General features: G+C 45.9%; 24 protein-coding genes and 1 other annotated feature. Of the genes, 23 read left to right on the top strand and 1 reads right to left on the bottom strand.

Features of this window, described 5'->3' with window-relative positions; genetic code table 11:
- Positions 1-21 precede the first annotated feature (21 nt).
- From mreC to pheA, 14 genes are all read left to right on the top strand, one after another.
- Positions 22-894 carry a rod shape-determining protein MreC gene (gene mreC / locus ACY8DX_RS16265; RefSeq protein ID WP_049670004.1) on the top strand — a complete coding sequence of 291 codons (873 nt, stop codon included), beginning with the start codon at positions 22-24 and terminating at the stop codon, positions 892-894.
- A complete protein-coding gene (gene mreD, locus ACY8DX_RS16260; protein ID WP_049670005.1) occupies positions 894-1,406 on the top strand; it encodes a rod shape-determining protein MreD in 513 nt (170 codons plus the stop codon). The genes mreC and mreD overlap by 1 nt, the downstream gene beginning before the upstream one ends.
- 75 nt (positions 1,407-1,481) lie before the next feature.
- Positions 1,482-2,174, top strand: coding sequence for a septum site-determining protein MinC (minC, locus tag ACY8DX_RS16255; RefSeq protein ID WP_049670006.1), 693 nt, complete (start codon positions 1,482-1,484; stop codon positions 2,172-2,174).
- Between the two features lie 2 nt (positions 2,175-2,176).
- On the top strand, positions 2,177-2,983 hold the full coding sequence (minD, locus tag ACY8DX_RS16250; RefSeq protein ID WP_049670007.1) for a septum site-determining protein MinD: 807 nt from the start codon (positions 2,177-2,179) through the stop codon (positions 2,981-2,983).
- Between the two features lie 128 nt (positions 2,984-3,111).
- A complete protein-coding gene (locus ACY8DX_RS16245) occupies positions 3,112-3,894 on the top strand; it encodes a peptidoglycan DD-metalloendopeptidase family protein (protein WP_439802131.1) in 783 nt (260 codons plus the stop codon).
- Positions 3,887-4,753 (top strand): M50 family metallopeptidase, encoded by an 867-nt coding sequence (locus ACY8DX_RS16240; RefSeq protein ID WP_439802130.1) that lies wholly within the window; start codon positions 3,887-3,889, stop codon positions 4,751-4,753. Before ACY8DX_RS16245 ends, ACY8DX_RS16240 begins: the two co-directional genes overlap by 8 nt.
- 55 nt (positions 4,754-4,808) lie before the next feature.
- The gene (locus ACY8DX_RS16235) at positions 4,809-6,302 is read left to right on the top strand and encodes a ribonuclease E/G (protein WP_462405604.1); all 1,494 of its coding nucleotides are present in this window, start codon (positions 4,809-4,811) and stop codon (positions 6,300-6,302) included.
- 47 nt (positions 6,303-6,349) lie between these two features.
- Positions 6,350-6,425: a sequence feature (ribosomal protein L21 leader region), on the top strand.
- A 14-nt stretch (positions 6,426-6,439) separates the two neighbouring features.
- Complete coding sequence (gene rplU / locus ACY8DX_RS16230; protein ID WP_049670011.1) at positions 6,440-6,748, top strand: 50S ribosomal protein L21; 309 nt, start codon at positions 6,440-6,442, stop codon at positions 6,746-6,748.
- A gap of 10 nt (positions 6,749-6,758) precedes the next feature.
- The gene (locus ACY8DX_RS16225) at positions 6,759-7,082 is read left to right on the top strand and encodes a ribosomal-processing cysteine protease Prp (RefSeq protein ID WP_049670012.1); all 324 of its coding nucleotides are present in this window, start codon (positions 6,759-6,761) and stop codon (positions 7,080-7,082) included.
- A 15-nt stretch (positions 7,083-7,097) separates the two neighbouring features.
- Positions 7,098-7,388, top strand: a complete 291-nt coding sequence (gene rpmA / locus ACY8DX_RS16220) for a 50S ribosomal protein L27 (RefSeq protein WP_049670013.1) — start codon at positions 7,098-7,100, stop codon at positions 7,386-7,388.
- Between the two features lie 229 nt (positions 7,389-7,617).
- Positions 7,618-8,148, top strand: coding sequence for a Spo0B domain-containing protein (locus tag ACY8DX_RS16215; protein WP_156185555.1), 531 nt, complete (start codon positions 7,618-7,620; stop codon positions 8,146-8,148).
- 43 nt (positions 8,149-8,191) lie between these two features.
- Entirely contained in the window at positions 8,192-9,481 is a 1,290-nt protein-coding gene (gene obgE / locus ACY8DX_RS16210) for a GTPase ObgE (RefSeq protein WP_439802128.1), read from the top strand.
- A 32-nt stretch (positions 9,482-9,513) separates the two neighbouring features.
- Complete coding sequence (locus tag ACY8DX_RS16205) at positions 9,514-9,966, top strand: ACT domain-containing protein (protein ID WP_049670016.1); 453 nt, start codon at positions 9,514-9,516, stop codon at positions 9,964-9,966.
- 69 nt (positions 9,967-10,035) lie between these two features.
- A complete protein-coding gene (gene pheA, locus ACY8DX_RS16200; protein ID WP_439802127.1) occupies positions 10,036-10,881 on the top strand; it encodes a prephenate dehydratase in 846 nt (281 codons plus the stop codon).
- Between the two features lie 88 nt (positions 10,882-10,969).
- On the opposite strand, the gene ACY8DX_RS16195 is transcribed toward pheA, so the two are convergent.
- Positions 10,970-11,503, bottom strand: coding sequence for a transcription repressor NadR (locus ACY8DX_RS16195; protein ID WP_439802126.1), 534 nt, complete (start codon positions 11,501-11,503; stop codon positions 10,970-10,972).
- Positions 11,504-11,678: 175 nt separating this feature from the next.
- Between ACY8DX_RS16195 and safA the strand changes: the two genes are divergently transcribed.
- The 9 genes from safA to yajC all read left to right on the top strand — a co-directional run bounded on the left by safA (position 11,679) and on the right by yajC (position 19,403).
- Positions 11,679-12,956 carry a SafA/ExsA family spore coat assembly protein gene (safA, locus tag ACY8DX_RS16190; protein ID WP_462405603.1) on the top strand — a complete coding sequence of 426 codons (1,278 nt, stop codon included), beginning with the start codon at positions 11,679-11,681 and terminating at the stop codon, positions 12,954-12,956.
- Positions 12,957-13,012: 56 nt separating this feature from the next.
- Entirely contained in the window at positions 13,013-13,924 is a 912-nt protein-coding gene (locus tag ACY8DX_RS16185) for a phosphotransferase (protein ID WP_462405602.1), read from the top strand.
- A gap of 70 nt (positions 13,925-13,994) precedes the next feature.
- A complete protein-coding gene (locus tag ACY8DX_RS16180) occupies positions 13,995-14,543 on the top strand; it encodes a BofC C-terminal domain-containing protein (protein WP_439802123.1) in 549 nt (182 codons plus the stop codon).
- A 485-nt stretch (positions 14,544-15,028) separates the two neighbouring features.
- Complete coding sequence (gene ruvA, locus ACY8DX_RS16175; RefSeq protein ID WP_049670021.1) at positions 15,029-15,643, top strand: Holliday junction branch migration protein RuvA; 615 nt, start codon at positions 15,029-15,031, stop codon at positions 15,641-15,643.
- A gap of 11 nt (positions 15,644-15,654) precedes the next feature.
- On the top strand, positions 15,655-16,656 hold the full coding sequence (gene ruvB / locus ACY8DX_RS16170) for a Holliday junction branch migration DNA helicase RuvB (RefSeq protein ID WP_049670022.1): 1,002 nt from the start codon (positions 15,655-15,657) through the stop codon (positions 16,654-16,656).
- On the top strand, positions 16,653-16,859 hold the full coding sequence (locus tag ACY8DX_RS16165; RefSeq protein WP_082197016.1) for a DUF2905 domain-containing protein: 207 nt from the start codon (positions 16,653-16,655) through the stop codon (positions 16,857-16,859). The genes ruvB and ACY8DX_RS16165 overlap by 4 nt, the downstream gene beginning before the upstream one ends.
- A gap of 24 nt (positions 16,860-16,883) precedes the next feature.
- On the top strand, positions 16,884-17,912 hold the full coding sequence (gene queA / locus ACY8DX_RS16160; protein ID WP_049670023.1) for a tRNA preQ1(34) S-adenosylmethionine ribosyltransferase-isomerase QueA: 1,029 nt from the start codon (positions 16,884-16,886) through the stop codon (positions 17,910-17,912).
- A gap of 23 nt (positions 17,913-17,935) precedes the next feature.
- Positions 17,936-19,075: a tRNA guanosine(34) transglycosylase Tgt gene (gene tgt, locus ACY8DX_RS16155; RefSeq protein ID WP_049670024.1), complete on the top strand. Its 1,140-nt coding sequence runs from the start codon at positions 17,936-17,938 to the stop codon at positions 19,073-19,075.
- Positions 19,076-19,109: 34 nt separating this feature from the next.
- Positions 19,110-19,403, top strand: a complete 294-nt coding sequence (gene yajC, locus ACY8DX_RS16150; protein WP_049670025.1) for a preprotein translocase subunit YajC — start codon at positions 19,110-19,112, stop codon at positions 19,401-19,403.
- The last annotated feature ends 17 nt before the right edge of the window (positions 19,404-19,420 follow it).

Below are 19,420 nucleotides of genomic sequence, written 5' to 3'. Positions count from 1 at the left end.
TAACGATGAAGGAGCAAGAATATGCCGCAATTTTTCTTAAACAAAAAATTGATTATCTTGCTGATTAGCATCATCTTTCTGGTGTCTTTAATAGGGTTCTCACTTAGGGAAAGAGATGAACTAAGCTGGCCGGAACAGTTTATGAAGGACTCTGCCGGCTTTGTGCAAACAATTTTCCATAAGCCCGCTTCTGCAATAGCGGGCTTTTTTGAGAATCTTTCCGATTTAAGAAATACATATGAGGAAAATAAAAATCTTAAAGCGCGCCTGGAAGAGTATGTGAAGCTTGAAACAGAAATTTATGATCTAGAAAAAGAAAACAAAGAGCTGCGAGCAATGGTTGAAAAAGAAGAGTCGCTCAGTGAATTTACCGTCACTCAAGCGACCGTTATCGGAAGAAGTCCGGAACGCTGGCATGAAACCTTGACCGTGAGCAAGGGAAGTGTCAATGGGATTGAGAAGAATATGGCTGTCATAACGGCTAAAGGCTTGATTGGCAAGGTGAAAAGTGTGTCCCAATTTACGTCCACTGTTCAGCTGCTGACAGCACTTGACCCGCAAAACCGTATCTCCGCTGTCGTGCAGGGGAAGAAGCCCGCATACGGCTTTATTCAAGGGTTTGATGAGGATAAGCAAGCGCTCATGCTCACAGGACTATTGTATGATGCGGATATTAAGGAAGGCTCCAATGTGGAAACCTCCGGCCTTGGAGGTGTATTCCCTAAAGGACTGGTTGTCGGCAAAGTGGAAGAGGTTATCATTGATCAGTATGGATTGACACAGACGGCTTATATTAAGCCTGCAGCCAATTTTGATGATGTCAACGATGTCATGATTGTTAAACGTTCGACTGCCGAGGTCGATACAGAAAGTACTGAGGGGGATGACCTATAATGAAAATTAGGGTATTCCTTCTTGCGGTGCTTGTCTTTATTTCAGAAGGTATTTTCGTAGAGGTATTCTCAAGCCTCCTCAATAAGACGGATTATATTCTCGTACCGAGGTTCATTATGATTTTCTTAGTGTTCTTGACCGTATACGGCAAGAAGGAAATGGCTATATGGTATGGTTTCGGGCTTGGAATTTTTTACGATGTTGTTTATACAGAAATACTGGGCATTTACACGTTCACCCTGCCATTAATGGTCTACCTTTCATCTCAGCTGATGAAGGTTTTGCAAGTGAATCTGGGAATTGTCTCAACGGTCAGCCTGCTTGCAATATCTGTTCTTGAGATCATCGTGTATGAGGTGAACAGTTTGATTGGTTTTGCTTCATTGAGTTTCATTGATTTTGCAAAAATGAGATTGCTGCCTACTTTACTGCTGAATCTTGTTTTCCTCATTCTATTTGCGCATTTATTTGCAAAATGGATGAAGAAATGGGTAGTAGAGGAAGACCTCTAAGCGGCGGAATACCGCTAAAAGAGGATTTGCCAGCGCTTATGTCGAATTAAATTGCATTGAGGTGAGCACGACGTCATGGGGAAAAAAACTGTACAGCATGTTATGATTAAAGGAAGTAAACAAGGATTAATGATTGTCATTGATGACACATCCTCCTTTTCTGAAGCAATGAGGGACCTGGATGAAAAGCTGTCCATTCATCATCAGCATCTGGCGAATAATGAGCCGGCATCCAGTATACACGTCACTATACATACGGGTAATCGATATTTAACGGATGAGCAAGCCACTCATCTTGTGGAATTGGTTGAGAAAAAAGGATATATGACCGTAAAGGATGTCGAATCAAATGTCATCCTTTTGGAAGAATCGAAGCGAATGGCAGAAGAAGTGGCTGTCACAAAGGAAATGAAGATTGTTCGCTCTGGTCAGGTGCTTGAGGTGAAGGGAGATCTTCTCCTTGTCGGTGATGTCAATCCTGGAGGTACCGTTAAGGCCGGCGGCAATATATTTGTGATGGGCACATTGCGAGGAAGGGCCGAAGCAGGCATTAATGGCAATAAGGATTGTGTGATTTCAGCTTCTGTCTTTAAGCCGGCGCTGATTACCATTGGGGATATATTGTATAACTCCTTTGATCATCATGAGCAGGATGACCAGATGATGGCATGTGCTTATGTGAATCAATCGAATGAAATCATGTTTGATAGATTGCAAGTCTTGAGTAAAGTGAGACCGAATATATCCTTATTTGAGGAGGGCGTATAGCCATGGGAGAGGCCATCGTAATTACTTCCGGAAAAGGCGGTGTCGGTAAAACGACAACAAGTGCCAATGTCGGAACAGCCTTGGCGTTAATGGGGAAAAAAGTCTGTTTGGTCGATACAGATATCGGATTAAGAAATTTAGATGTAGTCATGGGGCTTGAGAACCGGATTATCTATGATTTGGTGGATGTCATTGAAGAAAGATGCAAGGTGCATCAAGCGCTCGTTAAGGATAAACGCTTCGAAGACAGGCTTTATTTAATGCCTGCAGCACAAACGGCGGACAAGTCTTCGGTTACACCGAAGCAAGTAAAGAAATTAATTGAGAGTTTGAAAGTCGATTTCGACTATATTATTATTGACTGCCCCGCAGGAATTGAACAAGGCTACCGCAATGCTGTTGCGGGTGCGGATAAGGCGATTGTTGTGACGACCCCAGAAACAACAGCCGTCCGTGATGCAGACCGAATTATCGGCTTGCTGGAGAAGGAGCCGGATGTTGAAGCTCCTAAGCTCGTAATCAACCGGATCCGAAGTCATATGCTTAAGCAGGGGGATGTACTTGATATTGATGAGATCACTAACCATCTCTCCATCGATCTGATTGGTATTGTCGCTGATGATGATGATGTCATTAAAGGGTCTAACCAAGGTGAACCCATCGTGTTTGACCCAAACAATAAGGCGTCCATCGCTTACCGTGACATTGCGCGCCGGATATTGGGCGAGTCCATTCCGCTTAAACCGCTGGAGGAAACGAAGACAGGTGTCTTCACGCGCATAAAAAAATTATTCGGTGTTAAAAATTAATCCCAAAAGGCCTGCTCAGCTGGTAAACCTAGCTGCAGCGGGCTTTTTTGCGTTATCATCTCCAGTCATAGCTTGGACGAGAAACTCATAGTTTTAATTAACATGGTATTTCTTAAGGGGTGAAGGGGATGGCATACAAAAACAGCGCAGATGTCCGCAGACGGATAGCCCAGCGGCGGAAGAACAGAGAGAAGAACCTTGGTTATCAGAAAAGGGAGGCTCAGAGAGAGAGTCCGATTCTCGCTGACAAGGAGCTTGATTGGGGTGCGGAGAATATGGTCGTTTACGATGAGGGAATCAAAAGTCCTCCTAATAAGGTGTTTATCAAGAAGGAATGGATGCTCTTTCAGGTATTGGCCTCGACCTGCCTCGTGCTTGTAATGGCCATTGTTTACAGAACATCAGCGCCTTGGACAGATGATGCTAGAGAGCTTATCGGTGGAGTGTATGAGCAGGAATTTCAGTTTGCGAGTGTTGTTAATTGGTTTGATGAAACCGTTGGCCAGCCATTTGCCTTCCTTCCGGAGAATGCAGACAAAGAAAAGGAAGAAGATTTTTCTATGCCTGCAAGCGGGACAATCATGGAGAGCTTTGAGAACAATGGTCAAGGGGTTATTGTGAAGACGGCCGCAGCAGCCTCTGTTGGAACCGTGAAAGAAGGAGTAGTCATCTATGCGGGTGAAAAAGAGGAATATGGAAAAACGGTCATTATTCAGCATGCTGACAAGAGTGAATCCTGGTATGGAAGCTTAGAATCGATTGATGTGAGTCTTTACGAACAGGTTAAGAAAGGGGCAAAGCTTGGAAGGGTTCAAGCTTCAGAGGAAGAGGAGGGGAAAGGAGAATTTTACTTTGCGCTGAAATCCGAAGGTCGGTTCATTGACCCGGGTGAGGTGATTTCCTTTGAATAAGATTCTGCCGGTACTCTGGAAGATTCGAATTCATCCGTTGACATGGGCGGTTATGGGACTGGGAGTCATTACAGCGCAGTTTGCGGAAATATTGATGATGTTTTCGCTCGTCCTAATTCACGAGCTTGGCCATGCCGCAGCAGCGCAAATATATGGCTGGCGCATAAAGGCGGTCACGCTCCTTCCGTTTGGAGGGGAGCTTGAGACAGAGGAGCATGGGAACCTTCCTTGGAAGGAAGAGCTGGCTGTGCTGCTGGCTGGCCCGGCGCAGCATCTCTGGCTTTACGGGGCAGCCTTCCTTTTCTATGTGAACGAATGGATGCCTGGTCATCTTTATCAAGAGTTTCTCCTTTTCAATACAGTCATACTGGCAGTAAATCTTTTGCCAATCTGGCCGCTTGATGGGGGGAAGCTTCTGTTTATCCTGCTAAGCCTCCGTCATCCATTCGTCCAGGCACACCGCTTAATCATTCAGTATTCTCTTGTTTCTCTGGCTATTTTATTAGCTGGCCTATTAATGCTTAATCCACTGAATTTCAACTGGTGGGTCATTGCCGGATTTCTCGGATATTCGCTTTGGAAGGAATGGAAGCACCGTCAATATGTGTTCATGCGTTTTTTGCTTGAGCGGCATTATGGTCATCAGCAGGATATTCGGGCAATCTCAAGGCTTGAGGCGGAAAAGGAAACGCCCATCTTTGAGATTCTTGAGCATTTCCGGAGGGATAATAAGCATGTCATCGTCATTAAGAATGAAAGGAAGGAAATTGGCAAGCTGGATGAGTCAGAGGTGCTTCATGCCTGCTTTACCTCAAAGCTTGCCTACAGGCCGATTGGGGAGCTGCTCTATCCTTATTGACTGGCAGAGGCGTACTCGCTAAAGTTAGAGTAAGAGCCAGTTGGAGGATATTTTTATGGATAAAATTTTATTGGATTATCAGAATGGAGAAAAAAGGCTTGGCATCTGGAGGGATGGCAGGCTTCACGTATTCCATATTGAACGTGACGGAGAGGGTCCGTATGCAGGCAATCTGTATGCCGGAATTGTGCGGGAAGTTGTGCCTGGCATGAATGCGGCCTTTGTGGATATCGGACTTGAAAAGAATGCCTATTTGCCTTTTGAGGAGACACCGCGCTACCAGCTCTCGGACGGAAAGCCGGGCGTCGCCTATGTGAGGCAGGGAGAGAAGCTTCTTGTCCGGGTTGTGCGCGACCCTCAAGGAACGAAGGGAGCAAAGGTGAGCGCGCTGATTGAGATCTCTCATCCTGAACTTGTGTTAATTAAGGGAGAGCATTTCGTCCGAACCTCCAAAAATGCAAGCCGCCAAACGGCAGATAAATGGAAAGGCATTGCTTTAGACCATTTGCGGGAAGATGAGGGAGTGATTGTCCGTACGCAGCTCCTTGAGGCGGGAGAAGGAGAATTCGTGAACAGGCTTGCGAGACTTCGTGAAAGATATGAGGTGCTCATTCAGCGGGCAGATTCCGTGAAGGCGCCAGGGCTTGTAAGCGGGCATAATCGGATGACGCAAATCGTGCAAAAATGGACGGATGGAACTAGCGGGGAGTGCTACACAAACTCCTCTGAGGGAGTCAGCCTTCTAAAGGAGGCTGTTTCTACAGATGACTGGACGATTTCGCGGGCAAAGAGCAAAATTCCTCTATTTGAAGAGCATCAGGCAGAGGCAGACCTGGAAAAGGCCGTAAAAAAAATCATCTGGCTCTCTAATGGTGCCTATTTGCTATTTGAACGTACGGAAGCTATGCATGTCATTGATGTGAACACGGGGAAATTCACCGGCAAGCATGACCAGCGGAGAACGATGCTTGAGACGAATCTGCTTGCTGCAAAAGAGGTTGGACGCCAAGTCATCCTGCGGAATTTATCCGGCATCATTATTGTCGACTTTATCAATATGACCTCAAATGCAGACCGCAAGAAGGTAAAGGAAGAGATGGAGTCAGCGCTTGGGCGTGATTTGACGCGGTCGGTCGTTGTCGGGTTCACAGAGCTTGGCCTTTTGCAAATCACACGCAAAAAAGAAGGGCCGGACCTATATGAGCTCATGCTTGATGATTGTCCGCGCTGTCATGGGAACGGACATATTCAAGGGAATAAGGCAGAGTGGCATGAACTATCAAGGCAGCTCGAGGGCATGCGTTATGTGATGGATGAGTGCATCTGGATTGATGCTGATCCGGAATTCTTCGCCCTTTTAAAGGAGCGGAGAAAAGAACTGGAACCGCATGGGAAGCAGGTTCTATTCAGACAGGCGGCAGTAGAAGGGAATCATCGTTTCGTCATTCGTGCAACGGGGTCCGTTAAAGAGCTTGATGAGAGAGCGAGACGTGCATCCTCTCAACAGGAAGGGGACAGCCTGCTGCGATTGACGCTAAAAGAAGATTGACAATGAATGTCTCTATATGATAGTATTTGTTTGTTATGTTTGTAGCACCCATGCTACAACCGCTCATGTCAGGTTATAAGTCCGCATCTGTGGCGCCTGCCGTTGGCGAGTCTTAGATCATTCAAGGAGGTGCAGGTATGTACGCAATTATCGAAACTGGTGGTAAACAAGTTAAAGTCGAAGAAGGTCAAACTATCTACGTTGAAAAATTGAACGTTGAAGAAGGTGGATCTGTTACTTTCGACAAAGTTTTATTCGTTGGTGGAGACGATGTGAAAGTTGGAAGCCCTGTTGTTGAAGGCGCTACTGTAACAGGTAAAGTTGAAAAACAAGGTAAAGACAAAAAAATCATCGTTTTCAAATACAAAGCGAAAAAGAACAACCGTAAGAAACAAGGTCACCGTCAGCCTTACACTAAAGTAACGATCGAGAAGATCAGCTTCTAAGGCGACGCGCATGATTAAAGTAAAGGTAGTTCGAGATGGCGAGCGAGTTCAATCGTTCAGCCTGTCAGGACACGCCGATTTTGCAAGAAAAGGTCAGGATATTGTTTGTGCCGGGGTATCGGCGGTAGCCTTCGGCTCTGTCAATGCCATTCTAAGCTTAACAAATGTGAAGCCTAAGATTGACCAGGCTGGCAAAGAGGGCGGCTATCTCGAAGTCACTTTTCCGGTAACGGAGGAGGACGAAAAGGTACAGCTTCTTATTCAAGCCATGCTTGTGTCCCTGCAGACAATTGAACGTGACTATGGCAAATACATGAAAATTATAAATAGCTAACAGGAGGTGGAATAAATGTTAAGATTGGATCTTCAATTCTTCGCTTCCAAAAAGGGAGTAGGTTCCACAAAGAACGGACGTGACTCCATTTCCAAACGTCTTGGCGCTAAACGTGCTGATGGCCAATTTGTAAGTGGTGGTTCTATTCTTTACCGTCAACGTGGTACAAAAATCTATCCAGGTTTGAACGTTGGACGTGGTGGAGACGATACACTTTTCGCTAAGGTAGACGGCGTTGTTAAATTCGAGCGCTTAGGCCGCGACAAGAAACAAGTGAGCGTATACCCTGTAGCACAAGAAGCATAATAATAACAAACAATGAAGCTCTGACCTCATCGGTTGGAGTTTTCTTTTTATAAGCCTCCTATGCTTAATAAGCTTGATGTTACACTTCCTTATAGACCCCAAATATATTGCTGCTGACGATGTATTCCTCTCCTGAAGAAATAAGGAAACAGCTATGCTATACTAGTATAAACATATGTAGAATAAATCAGGACCTCATTTAAATTATCCGACAGGAGAATGTATGGAGATGGAGACTAAATGGACCACTATCGATTTATTGAGGCACTCACGGCATGATTGGCTGAATAAGATTCAGCTGATTCAAGGTAATCTAGCATTAGGAAAAATGGACCGCGTGTCAGGGCTAATTGAGGAAATCATTATAGATGCGAAACAGGAAGCGAAAGTGTCGAACTTGGACATGCCATGCTTGGCAGAATTGTTGCTGACAGGCAATTGGCTTCATTATACATTCGAGCTCGGATATGAGATTATCGACGATATTAGCGGGCTTGCTAAATATGACAGCAGGCTGACAGGCTTTGTGCGTGATTTCTTTGATGCACTGAATCAGCAGCTGACCGGCAGTTCCGTACATACACTGATGGTTATGATCAGCGGGTCTGAAGAAGCTGCCTTGAGGGTCGGATTCGATTTTCAGGGACATGTAGATAGTCTTGATTGTCTTTTTGATGGCCTTTCGGTGCCGGATTTTATAGAAATGTCAGTCCCCTCAGGTGATAAAAATTCTTTTTTCTTTGAATTAACGGTAAGATAGCAACAAAGAGAAACAGGTGAAAGAAAGTAGGTGTCAAACGCCCATGTTTGTGGATCAGGTCAAGATTTACGTAAAAGGCGGTGACGGCGGAAACGGAATGGTAGCCTTCCGCCGAGAAAAGTATGTGCCAAAAGGAGGCCCAGCCGGAGGTGACGGCGGGCATGGTGCAAATGTTGTGTTTGAAGTAGAAGAAGGACTTCGGACATTAATGGATTTCCGATATAAGAGGCATTTCAAGGCTCCGCGCGGAGAACACGGAATGTCCAAGAATCAGCACGGCAAGAATTCACCGGACATGATTGTCAAGGTACCGCCGGGTACGGTTGTATCTGATGCAGATACTGGTGAAATCATTGCTGATTTAACCGAGCACGGCCAGCGTGCGATTATTGCTAAAGGCGGACGCGGCGGACGCGGTAATACCCGTTTTGCCACACCAGCGAATCCCGCACCGGAATTATCCGAAAAAGGTGAACCGGGTGTTGAACGAAATATCATTATGGAATTGAAATTGCTCGCTGATGTCGGGCTTGTTGGATTCCCAAGTGTCGGGAAATCAACCTTGCTGGCATCTGTCTCAGCAGCGCGCCCGAAAATCGCAGAATATCATTTCACAACGATTGTTCCGAATTTAGGCGTGGTGGAAACAGAGGACGGACGCAGCTTCGTTATGGCAGACCTTCCAGGATTGATTGAAGGGGCTCATGAAGGCGTTGGATTAGGTCATCAATTCCTCCGTCATATTGAACGGACACGTGTCATTGTCCATGTCATTGATATGTCCGGCCAGGAAGGGCGCAATCCATACGAGGATTATGTGACGATTAATAAGGAGCTTGAGGAATACAATCTCCGCTTGACAGAAAGGCCTCAAATCATTGCTGCAAGCAAGATGGACATGCCGGATTCCGAGGAGAACCTAAAGGCCTTCAAGGAACGCCTGGAGGAGGATGTACAAATCTTCCCGATTTCATCTGTTACACGTGAAGGGCTGCGCGAGCTTCTCTATGCGGTAGCTGATAAGATTGAAGAAACGCCGGAATTCCCGCTTGAGCATGATGAAGACCAGACCGGTGTTCACCGTGTCCTTTATAAGCATGAAGCAGAAAAAGAAGAGTTCATGATTACGCGTGAATCTGACGGCACATTTGTCGTAACAGGAGAGAAACTTGAGAAGCTCTTCAAGATGACTGACTTCAGCCGTGATGAATCCGTTAAGCGTTTTGCCCGCCAGCTTCGTGCAATGGGCGTAGATGAGGCCCTCCGTAAGCGCGGCGCCGAGGATGGAGATATTGTCCGCTTGATGGAATATGAATTCGAATTTATTGATTAAGCTTGGTTGAATGGTGATTAGGGGGCGTTTGGATGCAGAAAAAGTTGGATAAGCGATTTTTCCTCGTAAGGGAGGATGTTTTGCCAGAGGCTATGCAAAAAACGCTGCAGGCAAAAGAGATGATTGAACGCGGCAAGGTCCTGTCTGTGTGGGATGCGGTCAATAAGGCCGGTCTGAGCAGAAGTGCCTTCTATAAATACCGTGATACAGTCTTTCCCTTCCATAGTGTTGTGAAGGAGAGGATTATCACGCTCTTCTTTCATCTTGAGGACCGCTCTGGCACACTGTCAGAGCTCCTGCAGATTGTTGCCTCATCCGGGTGCAACGTTCTGACTATTCATCAAACCATCCCCCTTCAAGGAAAGGCGAATGTCACCCTTTCCTTGAATACAGGGGATATGCAGATTGATATGAATGAATTTATCCATCGATTAAAGAGCTTGGAGTTTGTTGATAAGGTAGAAATACTTGGCTCGGGTGCCTAATGGCTGAAAGAACCGGGCCTCTTTCTTATAAAGAGAGAAGTTCAGCTAGACGACTAGGGGGAAAGACAGTTGGAGAAGATTGCGTTTCTAGGTCCAAAGGCAACATTCTGTGATTTAGCAGCAACTAAATTATTTGATAATTCCGAAAGAATAGCGTACGGCACAATACCTGAATGCATAGATGCAGCAGACAAGGGAGAAGTGGATTATGCGGTTGTTCCGCTTGAGAATGCGCTGGAGGGCTCAGTCAATATTACGATGGACTATTTAATCCATGAAGTGCGTGTACCAATTGCGGCTGAGTTTTCCTCGCCTATCCGCCAGCATTTAATGGTCCATCCAAGGCGTGCAGAGCTGCTCGGAGAAATCGAGTGCATTTATTCGCACAGCCATGCAATTGCTCAATGCCATAAATATTTACACGGAGAGCTGAAGGGTGTGAGATGTGAGAATGTCACCTCAACAGCGTTTGCGGCTCAATATGTCAGTGAGCATCCAGAGGAAGCAGCTGCTGCGATTGCCAATGAAATGGCCGCCGCGGAATACGGGCTTTCGATTGTGAAGCCAGATATACATGATTATGCCCATAACCACACCCGCTTTGTTGTACTCAGCCATAAACCAATTGGTGAACGATTAGATGGGCTCGCGCGGAAAGGGGAGAAAACAACGGTGATGGTCCTGCTGCCGGCTGACCATGCCGGAGCGCTCCATCAAGTCTTGTCTGCGTTCTCCTGGCGTAAGCTCAACCTCTCAAAGATTGAATCCAGGCCGCTTAAAACAGGCTTAGGGAATTATTTCTTCATCATCGATATCGACCAGCTTATGGATGATGTCCTTCTCCCTGGAGCGATCGCTGAAATGGAGGCGCTCGGCTGCAAGGTCCATGTCATGGGAAGTTATTATAGTTATTAGATAGAAAAAAAGAAAGCTGCCTTTAAGAACCGATTAATAAAAGGTTTTGATGGCGGCTTTTTTTGTTCTTCTCCGTTCTCGAGACAGTCTATTCGATTAAGAAACCGGCCTTGCGCAAGGCATCGGCAGCATTCTGAAGCTGCTCCTCAGTCGGGGCTTCAAGTGTATGCAAATGAATCCCGTTTGTCAGCTGGGATAAGAGGGAGGCATTCGTCGTCTTTAGCTTCATAATAAACTGGCGGACATCGCTTCGGTTTGAAACCATGATGGAGGCGGTGAGGTCGCCGTAAAGCGGGTGTTCAACCTTTACATCCTTGACGGTCACACCGCAATCGACGATGAGCTGTAATTCTTTCTCTGTATCTTCCGGCGGGTGCTCGCTTGCGATAATCATGCTTTTAAGGGCAGGCCTGCGCTCTTCGTTCTGAAGGTAGAGATAGCCGTTAGGTGTAGCGATAATGGGGTGATTACGCGCTTTAAGGAGGGTGATATCTCCCACAATAATCTGACGGCTGACGGAGCAAAGCTTGGCTAGCTCAACCCCTTTGATCGGTTTTGTTTCTTCTTTTAAAATGCTGACAAGATAGTCTCTGCGTTCATCCGCACTGTACTTTTTCTCCAAAAGTCCAATCCTCCTTATTTCTTTTGGAAATTTATTTTCCTGTTTGTCCTCATTGTAACACAGGGGTTTTTTCTCATAAATAGATAGGGCATCGCATAAATTTTCTTGAAACATAATAGCAATCTGCCCAATCAATCATAGTATATATGGACATTTGTGTGAGGAGGGATGAGGCGTGAAGATTCATATCGTCCAAAAAGGCGACTCATTATGGAAGATTGCTAAGAAGTATGGCGTGAATTTTGAACTGTTAAAGAAAACGAACTCACAGCTTAGCAATCCAGATATGCTTATGCCCGGCATGAAGATAAAAATTCCTGAAACGAATTCTTCTCCCAAGAAAGAAACAGATACAAAGGTGAATTTTGGGGTGAAGGAAGCACCAATCCAGAATGTGACGCAAGCCAAACCGCAGCCAATGAAGCAGCCTGCTGTGAAGGAAATGCCGAAGATGCCGACCCAGAAGAAGGAAAGTGTAAAAGAAATGCCGAAGATGCCGTATGTGGCACCAAAGGCAACGGTTAAACCCATTATCCCGGACATAGATATCAATAATTATTACATGATGAATATGACCAAGATGGAAGTGCCGCCGCCGATGCCGATTTATAAGGAAATGCCAAAGAAAGAGGAGCCGGTCATTCTGAAAGAACAGCCAATCAAGGAAATGCCGAAAGTGGAATCCCCTGAGCCAATGCCGATGCCTGAGCCAATGCCAGCACCGCCGAAGTATGAGTATTGTCCGCCAGTGGTCCCTTATTATGAGCCTTGCTGTTACCCGTACATGTATAATCCATGCTATCTGTATCAAATGCCATACATGCCGCAGCCAATTCCTGCTCCATATTACCAGCCGATGATGAATCCTCAAGGCCAGGCTTCTGCGATGGAAAGCTTCCACTATGAGCAGGAATCAATGGAATTTCCAATGCATGGTCAAGGACAAATGCCGCAGGGTGTTATGCCGCAGCCAATGGTTATGCAGCCGCAGCCATACTATATGATCCCACAGCAGCCGGTTATGCCAAGCTATGGCTACGGTCAACACCCGCAGCCATATGGCATGATGGGCCATGATGGAATGATGATGCATGGACAGGATGGAGAATCAGGCAATGATAACCATGGCGGTGCTTACATGCCTTATGACGGGTATATTCCGCAATGCGGATTTACGCCTTCACCGCAAGCGGGAGGTCAGGGTGCTTATTACCAGCCGGTTACTCAATCGGCCCAGCAATATTCTGAACCGATGCCGCAGCCAAATGTGCAGAATCCATTTGCATCTCAGCCAATGCCCTATCAAGATGTGAGCGGGATGAAGGGAAGCTCAGAAAGTGTGCCATTCTATAATCCCCACGCCTCTCAAATGATTCCTCGCATTAATCCTGCAGCTTTTGATCGGCCTGGAGCTGACGATGAAGAAAGCAGTGAGCAAGACGGTCAGTCATGAGCGGAAAACGTGCAGGAGGCACCCTTAGGGGCTGTCTCCTTTCGTATTTTCAACAGATGAATGTCCCAATCCGCGCAATGAAGCCAATCAAGCCTGATTTAATGCTTGTACAGACAGAGAAGGGCAAGACATTGGTTGCAAAGCGATTCAAAGGCGAGAAAAGCCTTTTAAGGCAAATGGAATTTCTGACTCTCCTTAGAGAATCGGGATTTCATAACTCCTATGTATTCAGCGAGTCTTTTCCTCCATTCGAATATGGTGCAAAAAGCATTGGGTTTCTTTCTTATATCCCGCCTCATGAGCAGTCCTTCACCTATCGAAATCAACGGGAAAGGGCAGAGGGACTTGTATTGCTGAAGAAGATGCATGCCGCATCAATCCGAATATCTCATCGCCTGAGATATCTGCCTGACCTGCCGTATAATCAGGTGAGTAAATGGAAAGAACGATTGGCAGAGTTCAAACGAAATGAGACCATCTTGAGGTCGTTCCTGCCAGAAAAGGTGTATCAGGGATATGCTTCGATGGGGAAATGGGCACTTAGGAAGCTTAAAGGCCAGGAAATTGGTGAAGGGGAGGAGCCGGTCATCATTCACGGCGACCTTGCCCATCATAACTTCTTAAGGCGGGAGGATGGAAAGCTTTTCTTAATAGACTTCGATCTTATGGCAAGAGGTCCCGCTATCGTTGATGATCTTCAATATGCGAACAGACTATTAGTCTATAATGGCTATTCCTTAGAGAATATTCTGTCTATGCGGCCCTTTCGTGATTATGCAGTCAGCCGTGAATTCTTGATAGGGCTTGGTTATCCGACCGATATTTATCGTGAATGGAACCGTATTTGCCGGGATAATTTGTGGACTGACCGCCGGCGAATGAGGGTCATGCATGAGTATACGCTTAATGATTATCAGGAGAGACTGCGCTTTTTCAAGAAAATCAAGCATGCTGTGGATAATTTGTAATAATCTTCTTTCATTCCGGACATACTAGTTCATGAGAATGAATATAAAAGATGGGATGGGGTGTAAGAGGATGAGGTTACGCGGCTTTATTACAGCTTGGGTTTTGTTGTCTTTGTTTGGGATCCAAGGAGCGGAGGGTCCAGTAAATATAGCGGCAGAGGCTGCGGTCAATCCATCCGTCGAGGTTGGTGAGCCGGTTCCAATACAGCGGACCATCATCTTGCAGCGTGTCTATTTAGACGGAGAAATAAGCGAAGAAACAATTGAGGAAACGATTATTTCAATGGATGACTTCTGGCGGAAATATGATAAATGGCTGCTAGTTGACCAGAATGACAGCCAGCTTGTATTCCAGACTTATGTGGATGATATCTCGCCTCTTTTGAAAGGCAATGGGTATTTTGGAATCAAAGCTGATGGGACAATCAGTATTTTCAATGGGAAGCCAGTAAAAGATCAGGTCATTCAGTCCTTTTACCAAATCGATCTGAAAAAGCTGGAATCAAGCCAGCAAACGGAGCTCTTAAAGGGTGTTAAGATTGAGAATAAGGAGCGGTATAAGCAATTTTTGGAGGTATATAAGCCATACTCCATTTCGACTATGAAAACTCTGCACTAAAAAGGAAGAGGCTGGGACATAAGTAATTCAGCCAATCATAAACCCGAATGATTAGACGGTCATGAATGAATCTATCGTCTAATCATTCGGGTCTTTATTTGTTGTATTCCATGCATGAGTTGATTGAGGCTTTCTACTATTAGTGAATAGTGGGATGGAGCGAAATGCACTCGACTCCTGCGGGAAGTAGAGAAAAGGCCTGAGATCCCACAGGCGTAAGTGCCGAGGAGGCTCAGCTTCCTCAGCGGAAAGCGAGTGAATTTCACACAATGGAAGATACTTGTACTTCCAGCTGCTATTGAATAGGAAGATTATGCTGCAAACACTCGTTTTTGAGAATCATTTATTTCGTTTTGTCCCTGCCTCTTTTTTTATCCACTCATGTGCCTATAAGTCAAAAATGCAAACATTTGTGCTGAGTTGAGTATGATGGATAAATATAGTGTGGTACAATGGTTTACAGTCGAAAAAGAGGAGAGGTCAAGGTGTACGATTTCATTAAAGGAAGGGTAGACTATGTCTGTCCTGAATATATAGTAATAGAAGCGAACGGGATTGGCTATCTGATTCAGGCACCCAACCCGTTTGTGTTCTCTGGCGGAGATGAAGAGAAGAAAATCTTTGTTCACCATTATGTCAGGGAGGATGCGGTCGCTCTTTATGGCTTTACTTCCCGCGAGGAGAAGAAGCTGTTTATGAAGCTGCTCAATGTGACAGGAATCGGTCCAAAAGGTGCGCTGGCGGTGCTTGCGACAGGCCGTGTGGATCAAGTTGTTGAGGCTATTGAGGCAGAGGATGAGAAGTTCCTTGTGAAATTCCCTGGAATCGGGAAGAAGACAGCAAGGCAAATGATTCTCGACTTGAAGGGCAAGCTCGATGATGTGGCTCCTGATGCCTTCCCAGATCTATTCTCCACAGAGGGCGGTAAGGAGTTGAGCGGCTACAGCAAGACCAATCATGAACTCGAGGAAGCCTTGCTTGCGCTTGAAGCCCTTGGATATTCAAGCAAGGAGATCAAGAAGGTTGTAGCACAACTTGAGAAAGAAAAGAAAACGACTGAAGAGTATATTAAGGATGCCTTACAGCTCATGCTGAAATAGGAGGTATGAACATGGATGAGAGAATCATGGACATAGAGGCACAAAATCAGGATGAGGCGTTTGAGTTCAGCCTCAGGCCGCAAAACCTCAGCCAGTATATTGGACAGGATAAGGTGAAGGAGAATTTGCGCGTTTTTATAGATGCGGCCAAGATGAGGGAGGAAGCCCTCGACCATGTCCTTTTATACGGACCGCCGGGACTCGGGAAAACGACGCTTGCTGCGATTATTGCCAATGAGATGGGGGTGGCTCTTCGGACAACCTCTGGCCCGGCTATTGAACGCCCGGGTGATTTGGCAGCCATATTGAGCGCCTTGCAGCCTGGAGAGGTATTATTTATTGATGAGATTCACCGCCTGCCTAAATCCGTGGAAGAGGTTCTCTATCCTGCGATGGAAGATTTCTGCCTTGATATTGTCATAGGAAAAGGGCCAGGTGCTAGGTCTGTCCGCATTGATCTTCCTCCGTTTACCCTTGTCGGAGCAACGACAAGAGCGGGCTCCGTTTCAGCCCCTCTGCGGGACAGGTTTGGGGTTGTGTCCCGATTGGAATACTATTCAGAGATTCAATTAAGGGAAATCGTTAAACGTACCGCACAAGTGCTTGATACGGAAATTGACGAGCATGCGGCAAGCGAAATCGCCCGCCGTTCTCGTGGAACTCCGCGGATTGCCAACCGCCTTCTTAGAAGGGTTCGAGACTTCGCCCAGGTGCGTGGTGACGGAAATATTGTGTTTGAACTAGCGGATTATGCCCTTGAGCTCATGCAGGTTGATAAGGTTGGTCTGGATCAAATTGACCGGAAGCTCTTGCTTGGCATTATTGAGAAATTTAAGGGCGGACCTGTGGGCCTGGATACGATTGCAGCGACAATCGGGGAAGAGTCGGGAACAATTGAAGATGTGTATGAGCCGTATTTAATGCAGATTGGGTTTATGCAGCGCACGCCGAGAGGGCGGGTTGTCACCGATCATGTGTACAGACATTTTAATATTGAGGTGCCAAATCCATGAATCAATTGCCAAAAACGATTATGATAGTGGGTGTGGTTATTTTTGCCGTCGGATTTTTGATGCAATTTATCAAGCTCGGCCGGCTGCCAGGCGACATCATCATCAAGAAGGAGAATACAACCTTCTACTTCCCGTTAATGACCTCCATTATTGTCAGTGTCATATTAACGGGTCTGTTATATGTAATAGGAAGATTTAAATAAGTAATTGGAAATGGAAGTGTCATCATGAAAGTGGATTTATTTGATTTTCACTTGCCTGAGGAGCTTATTGCGCAAACCCCTCTAGAGAAAAGGGCAGAGAGCCGTTTGATGGTTCTTGATAAGCAAACAGGTGATTTGGAGCATACTAAGTTTAAAGAAATTACCAGCTTTTTAAAGCCTGGGGATTGTCTTGTCCTCAATGATACGAAAGTGCTCCCGGCTAGGCTTTACGGAACGAAGAAGGATACCGGCGCCAATATTGAACTGCTCCTTTTGAAACAAATTGAAGGAGATGTGTGGGAAACACTTGCAAAGCCAGCAAAACGGATTCAAGTGGGTACAGAGGTCGTGTTCGGTGACGGCCAGCTAAGTGCCGTCTGTGTGAAGGAGCTTGAACATGGCGGGAGAGAGTTTGAGTTCCGTTATGAAGGAATCTTCTACGAGGTGCTTGAGGAACTCGGTGAAATGCCTCTTCCTCCATATATTAAGGAGCGTCTTGCGGAACGAAGCCGTTATCAAACGGTGTACGCCCGCGAGGAAGGTTCTGCAGCTGCGCCTACAGCAGGTCTTCATTTCACAGAGGAGCTTTTAGAAGAAATCAAGGCAATGGGGGTTCATCTTGCCTTTATTACCCTTCACGTGGGTCTAGGAACATTCCGTCCGGTTTCCTCTGATACGATTGAAGGACATGATATGCATGCGGAGTTTTACCAAATGAATGCTGAGACAGCAGAGCTTTTGACAAAGGTCAGGGAAGAGGGCGGCAAGATTTATTCGGTTGGCACAACTTCCACAAGAACGCTTGAGACCATTACAAGGGATCATGATGGGAAGTTTGTTGAGGCGAGCGGATGGACGAATATCTTTATCTATCCAGGCTTTGAATTCAAGGCGATTGACGGAATGATTACGAATTTCCACCTGCCGAAGTCCACCTTGATCATGCTGATCAGTGCGCTCGCAGGCCGTGAGCATGTATTGAATGCTTATGAAATGGCAGTGAAAGAGCACTATCGCTTCTTCAGCTTTGGCGATGCGATGTTTATTAAGTAGGATATTTGAGAGGAGTAGCAAGATTGACAGCTATACGTTATGAATTAATTAAGACTTGTAAACAAACAGGAGCGAGGCTGGGCCGTGTCCATACACCTCATGGCTCCTTCGACACACCTGCGTTCATGCCAGTTGGCACGCTCGCAACGGTAAAGACGATGTCTCCAGAGGAATTAAAGGAGATGGGTGCGAATATTATTCTCGGAAATACGTATCATCTTTGGCTTCGTCCTGGCACAGAAGTCATCAAAGCAGCCGGCGGCTTGCACAAATTCATGAATTGGGACAGGGCAATCCTGACCGATTCTGGTGGCTTCCAAGTGTTTTCTTTAAGCGAGTTCAGGAAAATTGAAGAGGAAGGCGTGCATTTCCGCAATCACCTTAACGGGGATAAACTGTTCCTCTCTCCGGAAAAAGCCATGGAAATCCAAAACATTCTTGGATCTGATATTATGATGGCCTTCGATGAATGCCCTCCATATCCTGCTGAGTATGACTACATGAAGAAATCCGTTGAACGTACATCTAGATGGGCCGAGCGCTGCTTGAAGGCGCATGCTCGTCCCGAAGACCAAGGGCTCTTTGGAATCGTGCAGGGGGGAGAATATGAGGATCTTCGCCGCCAGAGTGCAGAGGATCTTGTATCGCTTGATTTCCCTGGTTATGCCGTTGGCGGACTCAGTGTAGGGGAGCCAAAGGATGTCATGAACCGTACGCTTGAATTCACGACTCCATTCCTTCCAAAGGATAAACCTCGTTACCTCATGGGAGTGGGATCACCGGACTCCTTGATTGACGGCTCCATCCGCGGCATTGATATGTTTGACTGCGTATTGCCGACAAGGATTGCCCGTAATGGAACATTAATGACCTCTGAGGGAAGACTAGTCGTTAAGAATGCCAAATATGCAATGGACTTTGGCCCTCTTGACCCGAATTGTGATTGCCATGTATGTCAAAACTATTCACGCGCTTACATTCGCCACCTTATCAGATGTGACGAAACATTCGGAATACGCTTAACCTCTTATCATAATGTTTATTTTCTGTTAAACTTAATGAAACAAGTTCGACAAGCTATCATGGAGGACAGGCTTGGGGACTTCAGGGAAGAATTTTTTGAGAGATACGGGTTTAATAAACCGAATGCGAAAAACTTCTAACCTTTGATACACATCAATAGAAAGGAGTGAAAATATGTTATCTCAATTCTTATTGCCAATCATTCTTTTGGTGTTCTTTTACTTGGTATTGATCCGACCACAGCAAAAACGTCAAAAAGAAACAGTTAAGATGCAAAACGATCTCCAAAAGGGAGATAAAGTCATTACTATTGGCGGTTTGCACGGAACTGTGGATGCTGTCGATGAAGATAAGGTCATCCTTAAGAGCCCGGATGGTTCACGCTTAACGTTTGAAAAGCGCTGCGTAAGCCAAGTAGTCCAAAAGAAAGAATCCGTAGCAACTGCTGAAACAGTAACGGATAAATAATAGAAAACCTAGCCAGC

It is taken from the genome of Gracilibacillus sp. Marseille-QA3620 (genome assembly GCF_054950035.1).
This window is presented reverse-complemented; position numbering and strand designations above follow the sequence as displayed.

Coding starts and splice junctions, on each gene's coding strand:
- mreC (WP_049670004.1), top strand. CDS start 22: ATGCCGCAATTTTTCTTAAACAAAAAATTGATTATCTTGCTGATTAGC.
- mreD (WP_049670005.1), top strand. CDS start 894: ATGAAAATTAGGGTATTCCTTCTTGCGGTGCTTGTCTTTATTTCAGAA.
- minC (WP_049670006.1), top strand. CDS start 1,482: ATGGGGAAAAAAACTGTACAGCATGTTATGATTAAAGGAAGTAAACAA.
- minD (WP_049670007.1), top strand. CDS start 2,177: ATGGGAGAGGCCATCGTAATTACTTCCGGAAAAGGCGGTGTCGGTAAA.
- ACY8DX_RS16245 (WP_439802131.1), top strand. CDS start 3,112: ATGGCATACAAAAACAGCGCAGATGTCCGCAGACGGATAGCCCAGCGG.
- ACY8DX_RS16235 (WP_462405604.1), top strand. CDS start 4,809: ATGGATAAAATTTTATTGGATTATCAGAATGGAGAAAAAAGGCTTGGC.
- rplU (WP_049670011.1), top strand. CDS start 6,440: ATGTACGCAATTATCGAAACTGGTGGTAAACAAGTTAAAGTCGAAGAA.
- ACY8DX_RS16225 (WP_049670012.1), top strand. CDS start 6,759: ATGATTAAAGTAAAGGTAGTTCGAGATGGCGAGCGAGTTCAATCGTTC.
- rpmA (WP_049670013.1), top strand. CDS start 7,098: ATGTTAAGATTGGATCTTCAATTCTTCGCTTCCAAAAAGGGAGTAGGT.
- ACY8DX_RS16215 (WP_156185555.1), top strand. CDS start 7,618: ATGGAGACTAAATGGACCACTATCGATTTATTGAGGCACTCACGGCAT.
- obgE (WP_439802128.1), top strand. CDS start 8,192: ATGTTTGTGGATCAGGTCAAGATTTACGTAAAAGGCGGTGACGGCGGA.
- ACY8DX_RS16205 (WP_049670016.1), top strand. CDS start 9,514: ATGCAGAAAAAGTTGGATAAGCGATTTTTCCTCGTAAGGGAGGATGTT.
- ACY8DX_RS16185 (WP_462405602.1), top strand. CDS start 13,013: ATGAATGTCCCAATCCGCGCAATGAAGCCAATCAAGCCTGATTTAATG.
- ACY8DX_RS16180 (WP_439802123.1), top strand. CDS start 13,995: ATGAGGTTACGCGGCTTTATTACAGCTTGGGTTTTGTTGTCTTTGTTT.
- ruvB (WP_049670022.1), top strand. CDS start 15,655: ATGGATGAGAGAATCATGGACATAGAGGCACAAAATCAGGATGAGGCG.
- ACY8DX_RS16165 (WP_082197016.1), top strand. CDS start 16,653: ATGAATCAATTGCCAAAAACGATTATGATAGTGGGTGTGGTTATTTTT.
- queA (WP_049670023.1), top strand. CDS start 16,884: ATGAAAGTGGATTTATTTGATTTTCACTTGCCTGAGGAGCTTATTGCG.
- yajC (WP_049670025.1), top strand. CDS start 19,110: ATGTTATCTCAATTCTTATTGCCAATCATTCTTTTGGTGTTCTTTTAC.